Origin of the sequence: Lysobacter brunescens, assembly GCF_042677005.1 — a bacterium.
GTDB classification, from domain to species: domain Bacteria; phylum Pseudomonadota; class Gammaproteobacteria; order Xanthomonadales; family Xanthomonadaceae; genus Lysobacter_I; species Lysobacter_I brunescens.
This window is the reverse complement of sequence record NZ_JBHTIF010000001.1, coordinates 2,251,821-2,266,896: the sequence shown is the minus strand read 5'-3', so window position 1 is coordinate 2,266,896 and position 15,076 is coordinate 2,251,821. Positions and strand designations below refer to the sequence as shown.

General features: G+C 67.4%; 16 protein-coding genes and 1 pseudogene. 13 read left to right on the top strand and 4 right to left on the bottom strand.

The features are described from left to right. Positions 1-27 precede the first annotated feature (27 nt). The 6 genes and pseudogenes from ACFQ0E_RS09975 (at position 28) to ACFQ0E_RS09950 (ending at position 5,862) form a co-directional block, all read left to right on the top strand. Positions 28-870 (top strand): class I SAM-dependent methyltransferase, encoded by an 843-nt coding sequence (locus ACFQ0E_RS09975; RefSeq protein ID WP_386823500.1) that lies wholly within the window; start codon positions 28-30, stop codon positions 868-870. Between the two features lie 219 nt (positions 871-1,089). Next, positions 1,090-2,727 (top strand): tyrosinase family protein, encoded by a 1,638-nt coding sequence (locus ACFQ0E_RS09970; RefSeq protein ID WP_386823499.1) that lies wholly within the window; start codon positions 1,090-1,092, stop codon positions 2,725-2,727. A 16-nt stretch (positions 2,728-2,743) separates the two neighbouring features. Beyond that, positions 2,744-3,148: a hypothetical protein gene (locus ACFQ0E_RS09965; RefSeq protein ID WP_386823498.1), complete on the top strand. Its 405-nt coding sequence runs from the start codon at positions 2,744-2,746 to the stop codon at positions 3,146-3,148. 315 nt (positions 3,149-3,463) lie between these two features. Beyond that, positions 3,464-4,945 carry a glycosyl hydrolase family 18 protein gene (locus ACFQ0E_RS09960; protein ID WP_386823497.1) on the top strand — a complete coding sequence of 494 codons (1,482 nt, stop codon included), beginning with the start codon at positions 3,464-3,466 and terminating at the stop codon, positions 4,943-4,945. Positions 4,946-5,001: 56 nt separating this feature from the next. Further along, positions 5,002-5,133 (top strand): annotated as a pseudogene (locus ACFQ0E_RS09955) (SAM-dependent methyltransferase); the annotation flags it as partial. 252 nt (positions 5,134-5,385) lie between these two features. After that, positions 5,386-5,862, top strand: coding sequence for a hypothetical protein (locus tag ACFQ0E_RS09950; protein ID WP_386823496.1), 477 nt, complete (start codon positions 5,386-5,388; stop codon positions 5,860-5,862). Positions 5,863-5,912: 50 nt separating this feature from the next. Here the strand turns inward: ACFQ0E_RS09950 and ACFQ0E_RS09945 are convergent, their stop codons facing one another. Then, entirely contained in the window at positions 5,913-6,788 is an 876-nt protein-coding gene (locus ACFQ0E_RS09945; RefSeq protein ID WP_386823495.1) for an acyltransferase, read from the bottom strand. Between the two features lie 151 nt (positions 6,789-6,939). On the opposite strand from ACFQ0E_RS09945, the gene ACFQ0E_RS09940 reads away from it, so the two are divergent. Together ACFQ0E_RS09940 and ACFQ0E_RS09935 are read left to right on the top strand one after the other, a co-directional pair. Beyond that, a complete protein-coding gene (locus ACFQ0E_RS09940) occupies positions 6,940-8,103 on the top strand; it encodes a hypothetical protein (protein ID WP_386823494.1) in 1,164 nt (387 codons plus the stop codon). Between the two features lie 38 nt (positions 8,104-8,141). After that, positions 8,142-8,864 carry an rRNA pseudouridine synthase gene (locus tag ACFQ0E_RS09935; protein ID WP_386823493.1) on the top strand — a complete coding sequence of 241 codons (723 nt, stop codon included), beginning with the start codon at positions 8,142-8,144 and terminating at the stop codon, positions 8,862-8,864. Between the two features lie 21 nt (positions 8,865-8,885). On the opposite strand, the gene ACFQ0E_RS09930 is transcribed toward ACFQ0E_RS09935, so the two are convergent. After that, a complete protein-coding gene (locus tag ACFQ0E_RS09930) occupies positions 8,886-9,356 on the bottom strand; it encodes a YehS family protein (RefSeq protein ID WP_386823492.1) in 471 nt (156 codons plus the stop codon). Between the two features lie 84 nt (positions 9,357-9,440). Beyond that, the gene (locus tag ACFQ0E_RS09925) at positions 9,441-10,298 is read right to left on the bottom strand and encodes a PA4780 family RIO1-like protein kinase (protein ID WP_386823491.1); all 858 of its coding nucleotides are present in this window, start codon (positions 10,296-10,298) and stop codon (positions 9,441-9,443) included. A gap of 137 nt (positions 10,299-10,435) precedes the next feature. Here ACFQ0E_RS09925 and ACFQ0E_RS09920 point away from each other — a divergent pair, with 137 nt between their 5' ends. Beyond that, positions 10,436-10,915 carry a VOC family protein gene (locus ACFQ0E_RS09920; RefSeq protein ID WP_386823490.1) on the top strand — a complete coding sequence of 160 codons (480 nt, stop codon included), beginning with the start codon at positions 10,436-10,438 and terminating at the stop codon, positions 10,913-10,915. A gap of 183 nt (positions 10,916-11,098) precedes the next feature. Further along, a complete protein-coding gene (locus ACFQ0E_RS09915) occupies positions 11,099-11,701 on the top strand; it encodes a BLUF domain-containing protein (RefSeq protein WP_386823489.1) in 603 nt (200 codons plus the stop codon). Positions 11,702-11,734: 33 nt separating this feature from the next. Here ACFQ0E_RS09915 and ACFQ0E_RS09910 read toward each other — a convergent pair whose 3' ends face one another. Further along, complete coding sequence (locus tag ACFQ0E_RS09910; protein WP_386823488.1) at positions 11,735-12,100, bottom strand: DUF6164 family protein; 366 nt, start codon at positions 12,098-12,100, stop codon at positions 11,735-11,737. Between the two features lie 185 nt (positions 12,101-12,285). Between ACFQ0E_RS09910 and ACFQ0E_RS09905 the strand changes: the two genes are divergently transcribed. Genes ACFQ0E_RS09905 through ACFQ0E_RS09895 form a run of 3 tightly spaced genes read left to right on the top strand, consistent with a single transcriptional unit; the run spans position 12,286 to position 15,026 of the window. Continuing rightward, entirely contained in the window at positions 12,286-13,434 is a 1,149-nt protein-coding gene (locus ACFQ0E_RS09905; protein WP_386823487.1) for an SPFH domain-containing protein, read from the top strand. Between the two features lie 18 nt (positions 13,435-13,452). Next, positions 13,453-14,769 (top strand): TFIIB-type zinc ribbon-containing protein, encoded by a 1,317-nt coding sequence (locus ACFQ0E_RS09900; protein WP_386823486.1) that lies wholly within the window; start codon positions 13,453-13,455, stop codon positions 14,767-14,769. Then, positions 14,766-15,026: a hypothetical protein gene (locus ACFQ0E_RS09895; protein ID WP_386823485.1), complete on the top strand. Its 261-nt coding sequence runs from the start codon at positions 14,766-14,768 to the stop codon at positions 15,024-15,026. Before ACFQ0E_RS09900 ends, ACFQ0E_RS09895 begins: the two co-directional genes overlap by 4 nt. Positions 15,027-15,076 lie beyond the last annotated feature (50 nt).

Here is a 15,076-nt window from a genome sequence, read left to right as displayed (position 1 = left end):
CGCGGCTCGCCCATCGGGAGCCCGCGCTTGCCACATTCTCCAAGCCCATTGCTCGTCCGTGCGCACGCCGATGCGCTGTCTGCCGCACGCGCCGCTGGTGCGTCCGTGTGGACCGGCTCCTTCGATCTCGACCGGTCGCAGGAGGACATCCAGCTCGATGGCGACGCCTGGATCTGGCGGGGACAGGCTTACCCCTACCCCGGCAAGCTCAAGGACCGGACGATCCACTACTGGGACGGCGAGGATTTCGTCGCGGTCTCGCGCTACAACGGCGCGCTGATCAAGCTGGTGCCGACCGAATGGGGCGCGCCGACCTTCGAGATCGACGGCATCAAGATGCTGCCGACCTCGAAGGCCTCGCCGGTCGACGACGCGCGGCGCAAGGTCGCGCTGGTGCAGCCGCAGGGCAAGGTCGTACTCGACACTTGCGGCGGCCTCGGCTATTTCGCAGCCTGCTGCCTCGATGCGGGTGCTGCGCGGATCGTGTCGTTCGAGAAGAACGCGGACGTGCTGTGGCTGCGCACGCTGAATCCCTGGTCGCCCGATCAGGAGTCGCCCGCCAGCGGCGGACGACTGCAGCTCACGCATGCCGACGTCTCGGAAGCGATCGCCTCGGTCGCCGATGCGTCGGTCGATGCCCTGCTCCACGATCCGCCGCGTTTCGGCATCGCCGGCGAACTCTATTCGCAGGCGTTCTACGACCAGCTCGCGCGCGTGCTGCGTCGCGGCGGCCGGCTGTTCCACTACACCGGCACGCCGAATGCGCTGACCAGCGGTCGCGACGTGCCGCGCGAAGTCGCGAGACGCCTGGAGAAATCCGGATTCAAGGCAGAACCGGCGCTGGACGGGGTGCTCGCGATCCGTCGCTGAGCCACCGGCCTCACGCTGCGGACGCAACATCCGGCCAGGCACTGGGGGAGCTTCCAGGAACGACGGAGTGATACCACGTCGTGCCGGAGGGCTGGCTATACTCGGTCGTGCTGGCACGGACGCCCCACATCCTCGCCCGCCATGCCGCCCGCGCCACGGCTTCGCGCCGCCGCCTGCGGCTTATCGACCACTGGATGTCATCGTACAAGGAGAGACAGGATGCGCATCACACGCCGTGATTTCATCGGAACGGCCGCCACCGCGATCGGTGGCACGGTCATCGCCACCCACGCCGGCAGTGCCCTCGCTGCAGGCCCGAGATCGGCTTCGAAACAGGCGCGCTGGCGCCGCCATGATGCCGCCAGCCCGGAAGGCCAGCGGATGCTGGCCAGCTACGCACGCGGCGTACAGGCCATGCTCGCGCTGCCGGCCAGCGATCCGCGCAACTGGTTCCGCAACGCGTTCACGCATTTCCTGGACTGCCCGCACGGCAACTGGTGGTTCTACGCCTGGCATCGCGGCTACGTCGGCTATTTCGAGCAGACGATCCGCGCGCTGAGCGGAGATCTGGAGTTCGCCCTGCCCTACTGGGACTGGACGCAGCAGCCCGAGATTCCCGCGGCGATGTTCGATGGTCCGCTGACGCCCACCGATGCCGCCTACGCGCCGTACACGCGCAACCTCAAGGTGTTCACCGATTTCATCCAGCCGGCGATGCGCGACTACTGGAACGCGTTGTCGAGCCAGCAGCGCGGCCAGCTGGACATGCGCGGCTACACCTCCTTCGAGCTGTTCTGGAACGACGTCACCGGCTACAGCCCGAAGCAGGACGCGGGCGTGTCCGGCAACATGGCCTTCGCCATCACCTGCGGCGCACGCTATCTGTCGCGCGACAACCCGAAACTCGACGCCAGGACGAAGGAAACCGTCTCGCTGGACACCGTCATCCACGGCCTGGCGCCCTTCGACTTCCACAACGAGATCCCGAGCCTCAGCTTCACCAGCTCCCGGACCGCATCGCACCTGGTGCAACCGGACGGCACCACCAAGTTCTCGGTGCTCGAAGGCCAGCCGCACAACAAGGTGCACAATTGCATCGGCGGCGTCGGCGCGATCGACCCGGGTCCGTACGGCAACATGACCAACTTCCTCTCGCCGGTCGATCCGATCTTCTTCCTGCACCATGCCAACATGGACCGCCTGTGGGACGTGTGGACGCGCAAGCAGCTCGTGCTCGGCCAGCCGATCGGCCCGGACGAGGAGGACGAAGCCGCCTTCATGGACGAACCGTTCCTGTTCTACATCGGCGCGGACGGCAAGCCGGTCGGCCCGACCACCGCGCGCGCGGTGTTCAGCACCGACGCCTTCAATTACGACTACACGCCGGCCAGCGGCAACCAGTACATCCCGAAACCGCGCACGCGCCGCCTGCAGGCCCCGATGGTGGCTTCGGTCGACGCCGACAGCGCCAGCGTCGCGCTGCCCGGTGCGCTGGTCGAACGCCATCAGGCCACGGCGCGGGACGCCACGTTCGTCGCGGAAATCACCGTGGACCGACCCGCAGGGCTCGCGGTCTCGCGCGAGTTCGACGTGCTGGTGAACGCACCCGAAGACATCGATCGCGTCGAGCCGGGCAGCCCCTATTACGCAGGCACGATCTCGTTCTTCGGCCCGGGCATGCCCGGCATGGCGATGTCGCACACCACCACGTTCACCCTGCCGCTGCCGCGCCGATTGCAGGCGTTCTCGCAGCTGGTGGCCGGCAACGCCAATCTCGACATCCGCCTGGTGCCGTCAAGCGGCGGTGCGAAGGACGCACCCGTCGTGCGTGGCGTGACCATCGTCCCGGTGCGCTGAGCAGGCGGCACACGCCATGCGCCACGCCGTCGCCATCGCGCGCGTGATCGCGGGCGCCCTGATGCTGGCAGCGTGCGCGCATGGCGCGTGGCACGAGGCCGGCATCGCGCTTCCGCGCGCGCCTGCAGGCGGTCGCGTGCAGGTGCTGCTGGAAGTCGAGCTGGGCGCGATCGGCAGCGGACAGGAGGTCGTCCTGCGCACGCAGGACGGCCAACTCATCGGCACGGCGTCTCCCCACGGGATCCGCTCCGGCAGGGCCGCAGGGACTTACCTCATCCCTGTTCCCGCGCGCGTGCTGGCGAGCCTGCAGGGCGGGCGCCGCCTGCACCTGCGGGCATGGATCGAACGCGCGGGCGCGGAACCGCGCGAGGCCGACGAGGACGAAGTCCTCGACATCCGTCTGGCGCCTCGCGCGGAGTGATCGAAGCCAACACGCCTGGACAGGACGCTGTCCATCGGACCTGCATGCTCGCGCAGGCATGCGGCAGACAACCCACGGCGGCTTGCGACGATGACGGCAGGACATCCGCAGGCGCGCGCGGCGCCATGCGACAGGCCATGGAATGCGCGTCCCGCGCCCTGCAGGACGACCCGCCGCGACATCTGCAGACAACATGCATGTCATTGATCCAAAAAGCATTTATACGAAAGATTGCGCAGTAGCATCGGCCGTGGCGGCGTCCTGTTCGCCTGCCCCATCCCAAGGAGACGACCGATGAAATGCTTTCGAAATGGAATGCTCTGGCTGTCCTTGCTGTTGTTGTCGAGCCTCGCGCCTGTCGCGCACGCCCAGAGCGTGTCGTGCAGCGGCGTGCCCGCATGGGCCGCCTCCGCGATCTACAAACCCGGTGACCGCATGGTCTACCAGAACCGACTGTACGAAGCACGGGTGCAGATCTGGAACACCGCACCCACCTACTGTTCGAGCTGCGGCTGGTACAGCGACCTCGGCGCCTGCGGCAGCACGCCGCCGCCCCCGCCGCCGCCCACGGGCATCGCCTGCTTCTACGAGAACGAGAACTACGGCGGCCAGAGCTTCTGCGCGAGCGCGTCCAGCGGCACCATCGATGCTGCCTGGAACGACCGCGTCAGCTCGGTGAAGGTCACCGGCGGCTACATCGTAGATCTGTTCGCCGATGCGAACTACGCCGGTCGCACTGTCGCGCTGACCGCGAATGCACCCAGCCTCGCCGCGTCCAATCTGGACAACGCACTGTCGTCGTTCCGCATTCGCGTGCCGGATGGCGGCGGTTCGGGGACCCTGCCGAAACATGCCCTGATCGGCTACTGGCACAACTTCACCAACCCCTCGGGTCCGACCATCCCGATCCGCGACATCTCCAATGACTACGATGTGATCATGATCGCCTTCGGCGACGACGCCGGGAACGGTCGGATCAGCTTCACCGTCGATCCCGGGGCGGGCACCGAAGCGCAATTCATCGCAGACGTCGCCGCTGCGCGTGCGAAGGGCAAGAAAGTGGTGCTGTCGCTGGGCGGACAGAACGGCACGGTCACGCTGAACACCGCGACGAATATCGCCAACTTCGTCGACAGCGCGGAACAGCTGATGCGCCGCTACGGCTTCGACGGCCTCGACATCGATCTGGAAAGCGGTGCGGGCGTCCTCCACGGCGCACCGGTGCAGGCCAACCTGGTCACCGCGATCAAGCAGCTCAAGGCGCGCATCGGCCCATCTTTCTACCTGTCGATGGCACCGGAGCATCCTTACGTGCAGGGCGGCTACGTCGCCTACAGCTCCATCTGGGGCGCCTACCTGCCGATCATCGACGGCCTGCGCGACGACCTGAACCTCCTCCACGTGCAGTACTACAACAACGGCGGCCTGTATTCGCCGTACAGCGCCAACGCGTTGCCGGAGGGTTCGGTGGACATCCTCGTCGGCGCCAGCCTGATGCTGATCGAGGGCTTCCGCACCAACGGCGGCACCGGCGTGATGTTTCGCGGGCTGCGTCCCGACCAGGTCGCCTTCGGCCTGCCGTCCGGGCCGTCATCGGCGAACAGCGGTCAGGCCTCGCAGGCCACGATCGCCAATGCACTGAACTGCCTGACCCGGCTGCAGAACTGCGGGAGCATCCGTCCGCAGCAGGCGTATCCGACCTATCGCGGCGTGATGACCTGGTCGATCAACTGGGATCGTCGCGACGGTTTCAACTTCTCGCGCCCGGTGCGCGCGACCTTGAACACGCTACCGTGATCGCAGGAGTCTGAAACGACGACGCCGGCGTCCGTGCAGACGCCGGCGTCGGATCGTTCCATTGCACCGGCACGCCGAACACGCTGACCAGCGGTCGCAACCTGCCGCGCGAGGTGGCGAAACGCCTCGAAAAATCGGGATTCAAGTCCGAATCCGCGCGGGATGGCGTACTCGGTGTGCGCCGCTGATCGACCCGGGACGACGCAAGGTCGCCTCGCTGGGCGAGAAGTGGCACCGCATGGACACCATGCCGCACGCAGCATCACCTTAGGCTGCGCATGACGAACGATGATACGGAACCTTCAGCGGGGATCGACCTCGTGCAGGCAGGCATTGCCAACGCATGCAGTCCATTTGCATGCCGATCGGCCCGGACATCGCTCGATCACGCGTCCGCGCGACAGGGCGGATACCCACACAATCCTCAAGGAAACAAGATCATGAGCGGAGTCATCTCAAGTGCAGAGCTGCACCCGGCCGGGGCGCTGGCGCGCGAAGCGACCATGCGTGCCCTCCAGGCGCGCGTACCGGCAGAGGAACTGGAGAAGTTCCTCGCCGCAATGTCCAGCAGCGAGATACCTGCTGCGATCGGCGCCACCGCGAGCGTGGATATCGCCATCTGGGGCAAGGCCAAGTGCGAGCCCGACGGGCAGCCCTGGCAATACGACGCCACCATCTGGGGCGGTCCGGCCTTTTTCGGCACTGCCGTCGGTTTCCTGTGGACGGCCTACACCTCGTGGGACGCATTCTTCCGCAACGCCACCGGCGTCCACGTGCAGGGAGCCGCGAGCGGTGGCGGCCTCCTCCAGCTCAACTGGTTCAACGAATCGGGCCTTCCCGTCGGGCAATTCAACGCCCTCTCCGGCGGCATCGGCCTGCTGGAAGCCGGCGGCAGCGGCCGCTGGCAGTCGAAGTGACGGCGTGATCGCCAAGCGGGGCGGCAGCCGTCGTCCCGCTTTCGCTTTACTCACCCCTGCAATTGCTCGATCCGGGCGTCCTTCTCATCCCACAACCCGTTCATCCACTGCTGGAACCGGGCGCGATAGGCGCGATCATCCTGGTAATTGCCACCGATCAAGTCTTCCGGAATCGCTCGCTCACGCACCGACATGCGGACCTCCGGAATGCGTCCACCGAGCAGGTCGACCATCGTCGGTCGCCCGCCCGGATACACGATCGTCACGTCCAGCACCGCGCGCAGGGTGTCGCCCATCGCGTCGATGACGAAGGCCACGCCGCCGGACTTCGGCTTGAGCAGGTGACGATACGGCGACTGCTGCCCCGCGTGCTTCGCGGGCGTGAAACGCGTGCCCTCGACGAAGTTCATCACCGACACCGGGATGCTGCGGAACTTCTCGCAGGCGCGCCGCGTCACCTCCATGTCGCGACGCCCCAGCTCGGGGTTCTTCGCGATCTCTTTGCGCGAATAGCGGCCCATGAACGGGAAATCCAGCGCCCACCACGCCAGGCCCAGCACCGGCACCCAGATCAGCTGGCGCTTCAGGAAGAAACGCATGAACGGCACGCGCCGGTTGAAGATCTTCTGCAGGACGACGATGTCCACCCAGCTCTGGTGGTTGGCCAGCACGAGGTAATGCCCGTCCGCCTGCAGGGTCGACGGCAACTCGACCTGGAACCGCGTGCGCGTGAACCGGTCGATCATTCCGCTGTTCACCGCGATCCAGCGCTCCGCCAGGCCAGTCAGGACCTTGTTCATGGCCAGGCGCAGGCGCGCGAAGGGCAGCAGCGCCTTGAACAGCGCCACCAGCAGCAACGGCAGGGCATGGACCAGGGTGTTGAGCACGACCAACAGGAACAGCGAGGCCACGCGGAGCCAGAGCATGGGAAACGGCCGGAGGAGGAAGACGGGCTATTTTCCTACATCCGCCGCTCGTGCACCGCCCCTCCCCGGATCGGCGGAACACGCCGCATCAGGCCGGGCAAGGGCCATCCGCGCTTAAGATGTGTCTCCCGCACGCCCTCGCAGAGCCCGCATGATCGATCTCACGCCGACGCGCTCGTCCTGGTCATCGGGCGTCGCCACCCCGGGATGGCATGCCGCCTGGTTCGCGTTCGTGGCGATGCTCGCGCTGCCGCTGCCGTGCAGGGCCCAGCATCCAGGCGACATCGCGGCCTGGCCGGAAACCACCGACACACCATGCGCAAGCGTGGACGCGCCCCGGCGGGCCGATTGCGAAGCGCGCGAGGCTGAACGCGATGCGGAAAGGTCGCGCACCAGCCGCGACTACCATGCCTGGCTCGCGGACCGGCTTGCGGAAGACGGTAGCGCCCGCGATCTCGCGATCGCGGCGCACCTGCGCGCGATGTCGATCAGCGGCACGCTGTACGAGACTGGCGACTCGCTGCCGTCCCTGGACAAGGACACCCGACTCGCCGCGTGGGTCCAGCGCGCCACGCGCGAAGGCCCGGACGACCCGCTGGTGCACATGCTGCTCAACCGTCGCTTCTCGACTTCGGACACCATGCGGCTCGCCGCACTGCACGCGCAATGGGCACGCATCGAACCGGGCAACGTGGTGCCGCTCATGTTCGCAGCCGAAACGGAGAGGCCGCGCGCTTCCGCCCTGCCAATACGCTCACCCACGGCGTCCCGCTTCGACCTGCACTACAACGCGCTGCTGCTTGCGGTGATCGATGCCTTCGAACGCCACCCGCCCGGCGCGAACCGCGCTGCGGTACTGTTCGGAGGCGATGTCCCCACCCTGTACAGCTACGCATCGAGCATGGCGATGGCGATGCTGCAACTGCCGCGCTTCATCGACACGATCGACGCCTGCCGCGGCGACGCGCTGGTCAGCGCGCCGGAGCGCCGCACCGACTGCCAGCAGCTCGGCCACCTGCTGGCGGACGATTCGGACACGCTCATCGCGCACATGATGGGATTGGCCCTCCTGGTCCGCGCCAGCGACACGCCCTGCGAACGCGCCGCCGCCGAGGAACGCCGCAGGCAGGCGGGATGGCTGATGCATGAATGGCGGGTGCTGTCGGACGATCAGGCCATACAGGCCGACGAGACGGCGAGTCGGCAAGCCCTGTCCTCGACCCAGGACGAAATGAGCTACATGCGCGTCATCCTGCAACACCATGGCATCGCCACGGAACCCGCGCCGGACTGGAAACACGTTCCCCTCCCGTGATGCGAATCGATTCAATCCCCCTTCCGACCGAGCCCCCGATGTCCACGACCACCCGACTCTCCAGACGCGTCACCGAACTCCTCGGCTGCTCGCGCGCCGATGCCGACGCCTACATCGAAGGTGGCTGGGTCTCGGTGGACGGCAAGGTCGTCGAATCGCCGCAGCATCCAGTGACGGACGAGCGCATCGAACTCGATCCGGACGCGGTTCTGGAAACGCCCGAGCCGGCGACGCTGCTGCTGCACAAGCCGGCCGGTTTCGACGCCTTCCGCCCCGGCAGCCCCGTGGCCTCGCTGGCCACCGCACACACGCGCTGGGACGCCGATCCGACCGGCCTGCGCCTGCTGCAGCGGCATTTCCACCGGCTCACGCCGCTGGTGCCGCTGGATGCGGAGGCGAGCGGCCTGATCGTCCTGAGCCAGGACGGCCGCGTCTGGCGTCGCCTCACCGAGGATGCGGACCAGATCGAGCAGGAGTACATCGTCGAGGTCGCGGGCGAGATCGCGCCGTACGGCCTGCGCCGGCTCAACCACGGCCTGAGCTACCGGGGGCGCGAACTGCCGCCGTGCAAGGTGAGCTGGCAGAACGAATTCCGCCTGCGCTTCGCGATCAAGCGCGTGGAGCCCGGACAGATCCGCGACATGTGCGCGCAGGTCGGCCTGCAGGTCGTGGCGATGCGCCGCCTGCGCATCGGCCGGATCGGGCTGGCGAAGATGCCGGAAGGCGCGTGGCGCTACCTGCCGGTGGGCGAGAAGTTCTGAGACCGCGCGACGCTTGCCAGCTCAGCCGCCGCGCACGCGCAGCGTGAGTCCCTTGAGGAAGTTGCGCAGCAGCTGGTCGCCGCAGGGGCGATAGTTGTGATGGCCGGGCTGGCGGAACAGCGCGCTCATCTCGGGTTTGGACAGCGGGAAACCCGCAGCGGCAAAGACCTCGTGCAGGTCGACATCCTTCAGCTCGAACGCGACCCGCAGCTTCTTGAGCACGATGTTGTTGGTGATGCGCTTCTCCACGGGGCGAGGCGGCTGGTCGCCGTTACGCCCCCGGCGATGGATCACCAGCCCGTCGAGCACATGCGCCAGCACGGCATCGCTGCAGGCGACGTACTCGGGATCGTCCTCCCTGCGCAAGAAGGCCTGCACCGTGGCCTTGTCCAGCGGAAAATCGGGATCGACCAGCCTGGCGATGTCGACGACCTTGCCGTCGCTCAGGTCGAGCATGTAGCGGATGCTGCGCAGGACGTCGTTGTTGATCATGGGATGGCGGATCTCGGCCGGACGTACTTCAGGTGCGACAGCTTAGCCGCGATCGGGCGGTGGATGCGATCGCCCACGCGACCGTCAGTCATCCTGCGCCGCCGCTTCGCGTCCCTGCTGGCGGATCAGGGCTTCCTGGCGCGCCTCCTCGATGGCCTCGCGGACGCCCGCGACATCGGCCCTGCGCTCGTCATGCGCGAACACGCCGGTCAGCACGGTGTCCGGCCGCAGATCGCCGGCCTCGAACAGGGCCCACATCTCCTCGCCGAACCAGGTATCGAGCAGTTCGGGCGCCCAGCGCCCGAGGCTGGCGGTGAGGTTGTTCACGTCGCGCAGCAGCATCTGCCGGGCCGCGTTGTTGCCGGCGGCGCTGACCACCTGCGGGAAATCGATCACGATCGGACCATCCGGCCCGACCAGCACGTTGTAGGCCGACAGGTCGCCGTGGATCAGCCCGCAGCACAGCATGCGCACGACCTGGCGCATCAAGACTGCGTGGAAGTCGCGGGCCTGTTCCGGGCTCAGCGCCACTTCGCCCAGCCTCGGCGCGGAGAAGCCGTCGGCATCGGTCACCAGCGCCATCACCAGCACGCCGTGGTAGTAACCGTACGGTTCGGGCACGCGCACGCCGGCATCGCGCAGCAGGTACAGCGCATCCACTTCGGCGTTCTTCCACGCCGTTTCCTGCTGCTTTCGCCCGTATTTCGTGGCTTTGCCGATCGCCCGCGCCTCGCGGCTGCCGCGCACCTTGCGGCCTTCCTGGTACTGCACGCGCTGCTGGAAACTGCGCTGCGCCATGTCCTTGTAGACCTTGGCACAACGGATGTCGTCGCCGGAACGGACCACGTACACCGCCGCTTCCTTGCCGCTCTTGAGCGGGCGCAGCACCTCGTCGATCACGCCATCGTCTATCAGCGCCTGCAGCGCAGCGGGGGTTTTCATGCGGCATTCTAACCGGGCGACCGGAGGACGCGGGCAGCCGAACGCACCGCAGAGGCTGTCGATCCGGGGCCTCCTCGTCCGTCATGTCATGCAGGCGGACCTCCCGGTCCGCATGATCCCGACCCAGGAGCCTCACCATGATCCCGAAGAACACCCTCTGCCTCTGGTACGACGGCACCGCCCTCGATGCCGCCACGTTCTACGCCGCCACCTTTCCGGACAGCGAGGTGAAGGCCATCCACCGCGCACCCGCCGACTACCCGGCCGGCAAGGAAGGCGATGTGCTGACCGTCGAATTCACCGTGCTCGGCATTGCCTGCATCGGCATGAACGGCGGTCCCGGCGTGCCGCACACGATGGCCTTCTCGTTCCAGATCGCGACCGACGACCAAGCCGAGACCGACCGCCTGTGGCACGCCATCATCGACAACGGCGGCGAAGCCAGCGCCTGCGGCTGGTGCCGGGACAAGTGGGGCCTGTCGTGGCAGATCACGCCGCGCGTGCTCACCGCCGCCTACACCAGCCCGGACCGCGTCGCTGCGAAGCGCGCCTTCGAGGCGATGATGACCATGGGCAAGATCGACATCGCGAAGATCGAGGAAGCCGTGCACGGCTGAAGCGCAGCGGCACGGCGCAAGACGGTGCAGGCGCAGGCCATCCTTCGCGACAACGTCGGCAAACGCGCCGGCCTCTCCTCCCGGCATCCTGCATCCGCCGCCATCGCCCCCGCGTATGCACTGCGCGTGGCACGCAGGCGGGGCCGACCGGTCCCTGCGCCATGGACACGCGCACATCCATCCATGAGGGAGAACACCGTGTCGGACCTGGTCCAGATCGTTTACGTCAGCCGCTCGACCTTCACGACGATGCCCGCCGAGCTCGGCATCGAACCCAGCGTCGCGCGCATCCTGGCCCAGTCGCGGGTCAACAACGCACGACGCGGCCTGGTCGGTGCGCTCTATTTCGGCGACGGCTGCTTCTTCCAGTGCCTGGAAGGCCGCGCCGCCGATGTGGACCGTCTGTATGCGGCGCTGCTTCGCGATCCCCGCCACACCGATCTCAAGCTGCTGTCCAGGCGCAGCATCGACCGCACCCGCTTCTCGGCCTGGACCATGAAGTACGTGCCGCTGGACGCGGAGATGAAAGCCCTGCTCCACGATATCGGCCAGCAGGCCTTCGACCCCTACCGCTTCGACGCGGACACCGTGGCGCGAGTGCTGGACATGCTGACCCGCGGCAGCGACATCGAGTCGCCCGCCGCGCCCCCGGCCGCCACGCCGCAACCCGTGGCTGCAGCTTCGGCGCCCGCAACCTCCGGACGCGCATCACGCTGGGTCTGGGCAGGCATCGGCGCAGTCGCGGTAATCGTCGCCGGCGTCGTGGCGATGCGCGCCTTCGGCTAAGCCTGCACTTGGTCGCGTTCCGCTCGCGCCTGGCTATCGACTGATCAGCACCACCGGCAGGATCACCAGCGCCAGCGCGAACAGGATGCCGAGCACGGCCAGCAGCACGCGGAGCGGTTGTGTTCGCAGCACCATCCAGAAGGTCTCCGCCGTGCCCTCGCGCCGTGCAGCCTCGTTCTCCGCGCGGACCCGTGCGCCGCGCTGCGCCTGGTACTCGGCCATCAGGCGCTTGGCTTCCGGGACATCCCCGTCCTCGCGGATCCATATCCCGGCCAGCGAGATGTTCCAGAACCCCTGCGCGGTTTCGTACCAGGCGATGCCGTGTTCGTCGAGGAAGGCGCGCACGTCGTCGGCTTCGTCGTCGGGCACGTTGCGCAGATTGAGGAGGAGCTTGGCCATCCGGCGATGATAGCAACGCGGCCGCTGCGGTACGGCCATGCGCTTCCCGGTCATGCCACTGGCCCACCCGTCACCCTGACTTGCGACACACCCCGCGCCCGCCTGTCCCGAATGCACCGTTCCAGCCGTTATAGTCCTCGGCATGGCAGGGCATCGCGCCCGGCCGGGAATCTCGGAGAACGACGATGGGTCTGATCAAGGCGGTGACGGGTGCGGTCGGCGGCATGCTCGCGGACCAGTGGAAGGACTTCTACACGGTGCCGGCCGGCCTGCCCTCGACGGCGGCGCTGTTCGCGGCGGTGCCGCAGGGCACCAACGCCGGGCGCGGGTCCAACACCAGTGGCTCCTCCAACATCATCAGCAACGGCTCGAAGATCGTCGTGCCCGAGGGCTACGGCCTGCTGCTGTTCCAGGACGGCAAGATCACCGGTTTCGTCGCCGAGGCCGGCGGCTACGAGTGGCGCTCGGACGACATCAACTCGCAGTCGATCTTCGCCGGCGACGGCATCGTCAGCCCGCTGATCATGCAGAGCTGGGAGCGCTTCAAGTTCGGCGGCCAGCCGGGCTCGCAGCAGGCGGCCTTCTTCGTCTCGCTGAAGGAGCTGCCGGACAACCGCTTCGGCACGCAGTCCGAAATCTACTGGGACGACGGCTTCCTCAACACCCAGGTCGGCGCGGTCACGCGCGGCTCGTACACGCTGAAGATCGTCGACCCGATCCTGTTCGTGAAGAACTTCGTGCCGGCCACGTACCTGCGCCCGGGCGCCGTGTTCGATTTCACCGACCTCGACAACGCCGCCGCCAGCCAGTTGTTCAACGAAGTGGTCGGCTCGCTCGCCCCGGCGTTCAGCCTGTACACGAACGATCCGAGCAAGGGCAACCGCATCACCAAGATCCAGCAGGACTCGGTCGGCTTCGCCAAGAGCCTGTCCGACGCGGTAGAGCAGGCCTACCAGTGGCGGTCCGATCGCGGCCTGGCGATCGTCAAGACCACCATCGTTTCGATCGAATACGACGCCAACACCCGCGAACTGCTCAAGACCGTGCAGCGCGCGGACGCGCTGTCCGGCGCGCGCGGCAACTCGAACCTGCAGGCCAGCGTCGCGCAGGGCATCCAGTCCGCCGGCGAGAACGGCGGTGCCGCAGGCCTGATGGGCATCGGCATGGCGACCGGGATGATGGGTGTCGGTGGCCTGCAGCAGCCGGTGGCGCCGCCCGCGCCTGCGGCCGACGATCCGGTCGCCAAGCTGAAGAAGGCCAAGGAGATGCTCGACCTCGGCCTGATCACGCAGGAAGACTACGACGCGCTGAAGGCCAAGGCGCTGGGCCTGTAAGCCCCGGGCCCGCCGACCATGTCCGACCAGAAGCTGCCGCCACCGCTGCCGCCGAGGACCGTGGACGGCCCGGGTTCGCCCCGGGACGTCCCGCCCATGCCCGGCACGCATCCGATCGACACCTCGAAGCTGCCCGACGCGATCCGCGAGGAACTCGAAGCGCCCGATCCGGTCGCCATCGACACCGCGTCGCCCGAACTCGCCGACGGCATGAACCGCTGCCCGAAGTGCGGCGCGACCGACATCCGCCACAAGCCGGGCACGGAAATGCTGGTCTGCCTCTACTGTCGCCACGAATGGGTGGGCGAACGGGTCGAGGAACTGTTCGGCTTCGGCGAAGGCATCGACCAGCTCAGGGGGACGGTCGTCGCCTCCGGCGCGCGCGACATCGCCGCCGACGCCGCCGTGCTGATGAGCTTCAAGTGCAGCGGCTGCGGCGCCGAGGTCACGGTCAACACCGAAAGCGCGATGACCGCGCGCTGCCACTGGTGCCGCCACGTCTTCGGCGTGAACGAACAGGTGCCCAACGGCGCGGTGCCCGATGCGGTGCTGCCCTTCCGCATCAAGAAGGACGATGCGGTCGCGCGCATCCGCCAGTTCGTCGACAAGCGCCGCTTGTTCGCGCTGAAGGAATTCAAGGAACAGTTCACGCCCGAGAACGTCGTCGGCGTGTACCTGCCGTACATGATCGTCGACGGCAACGCCAGCGCCAGTGTCGCCGGCCATGGCGAAATCAAGACCCGCGAGTACACGCGCGGCACCGACAACAACAAGAAGACCTACTACGACGCCGACATCTACGAGGTCGAACGCCAGGTGGACTTCACCGTCGACGACCTGCCGCTGGAATCCTCCACCGAACGCGGCAACCTCGACACCCGGGTCAACACCAACAACATCATCAACACGATCCTGCCGTTCGACACCAAGAACGCGGTGAAGTGGAATGCGTCCTACCTGTCGGGCTTCACCTCGGAGAAGCGCAACAGCAACGTCGCGCAGCTCCAGCCCAGACTGGAAGACCAGCTGCTGTCGATCGCCCGCGCGCAGGTGCACGCCTCCGTGCGGCGCTACGATCGCGGCGTACGCTGGGAGCAGGAAAGCCTCGATGTCCACGGCACGCGCTGGGTGTCGATGTACCTGCCGGTCTGGCTGTATTCCTACCACCAGCCCGGCGCCAACGGCGGCATGCTGCACTACATCGCGGTGAACGGCCGCACCGGCGAAACCATGGGCAGCGTGCCCGTGCAGCAATGGAAGCTGCTGCTGGCCGCGCTGACCACCGGCACCATCATCGAAAGCATCGCGATCGCGATCCTGGCAGGTTCCTCATGAGCGACGACGGCGGACTCTGGCTGTTGCTGTCCGGCCCGGCCGGCGCGACCGCGCTGTACTGGGCGCTGTACCGGTACTACCGCAACACCGACAAATCGCATGCATTCGAACGCGAGACCAAGGTCGACGCAAAACCGGTCACCGGCCACGACCAGAAGGTCGACGAGGTCAAAGGTACGCAGCGCACGCGCATCGAAGGCGACAACGTCTCGGACTACCGCGAGCGCGTGCGCCGGGTCGGGGGCGATTCGTCCTGACGCCGGCCCGGCACAGGCCGGGCGCGCCGCCGCGATTCGCGCGACAATGA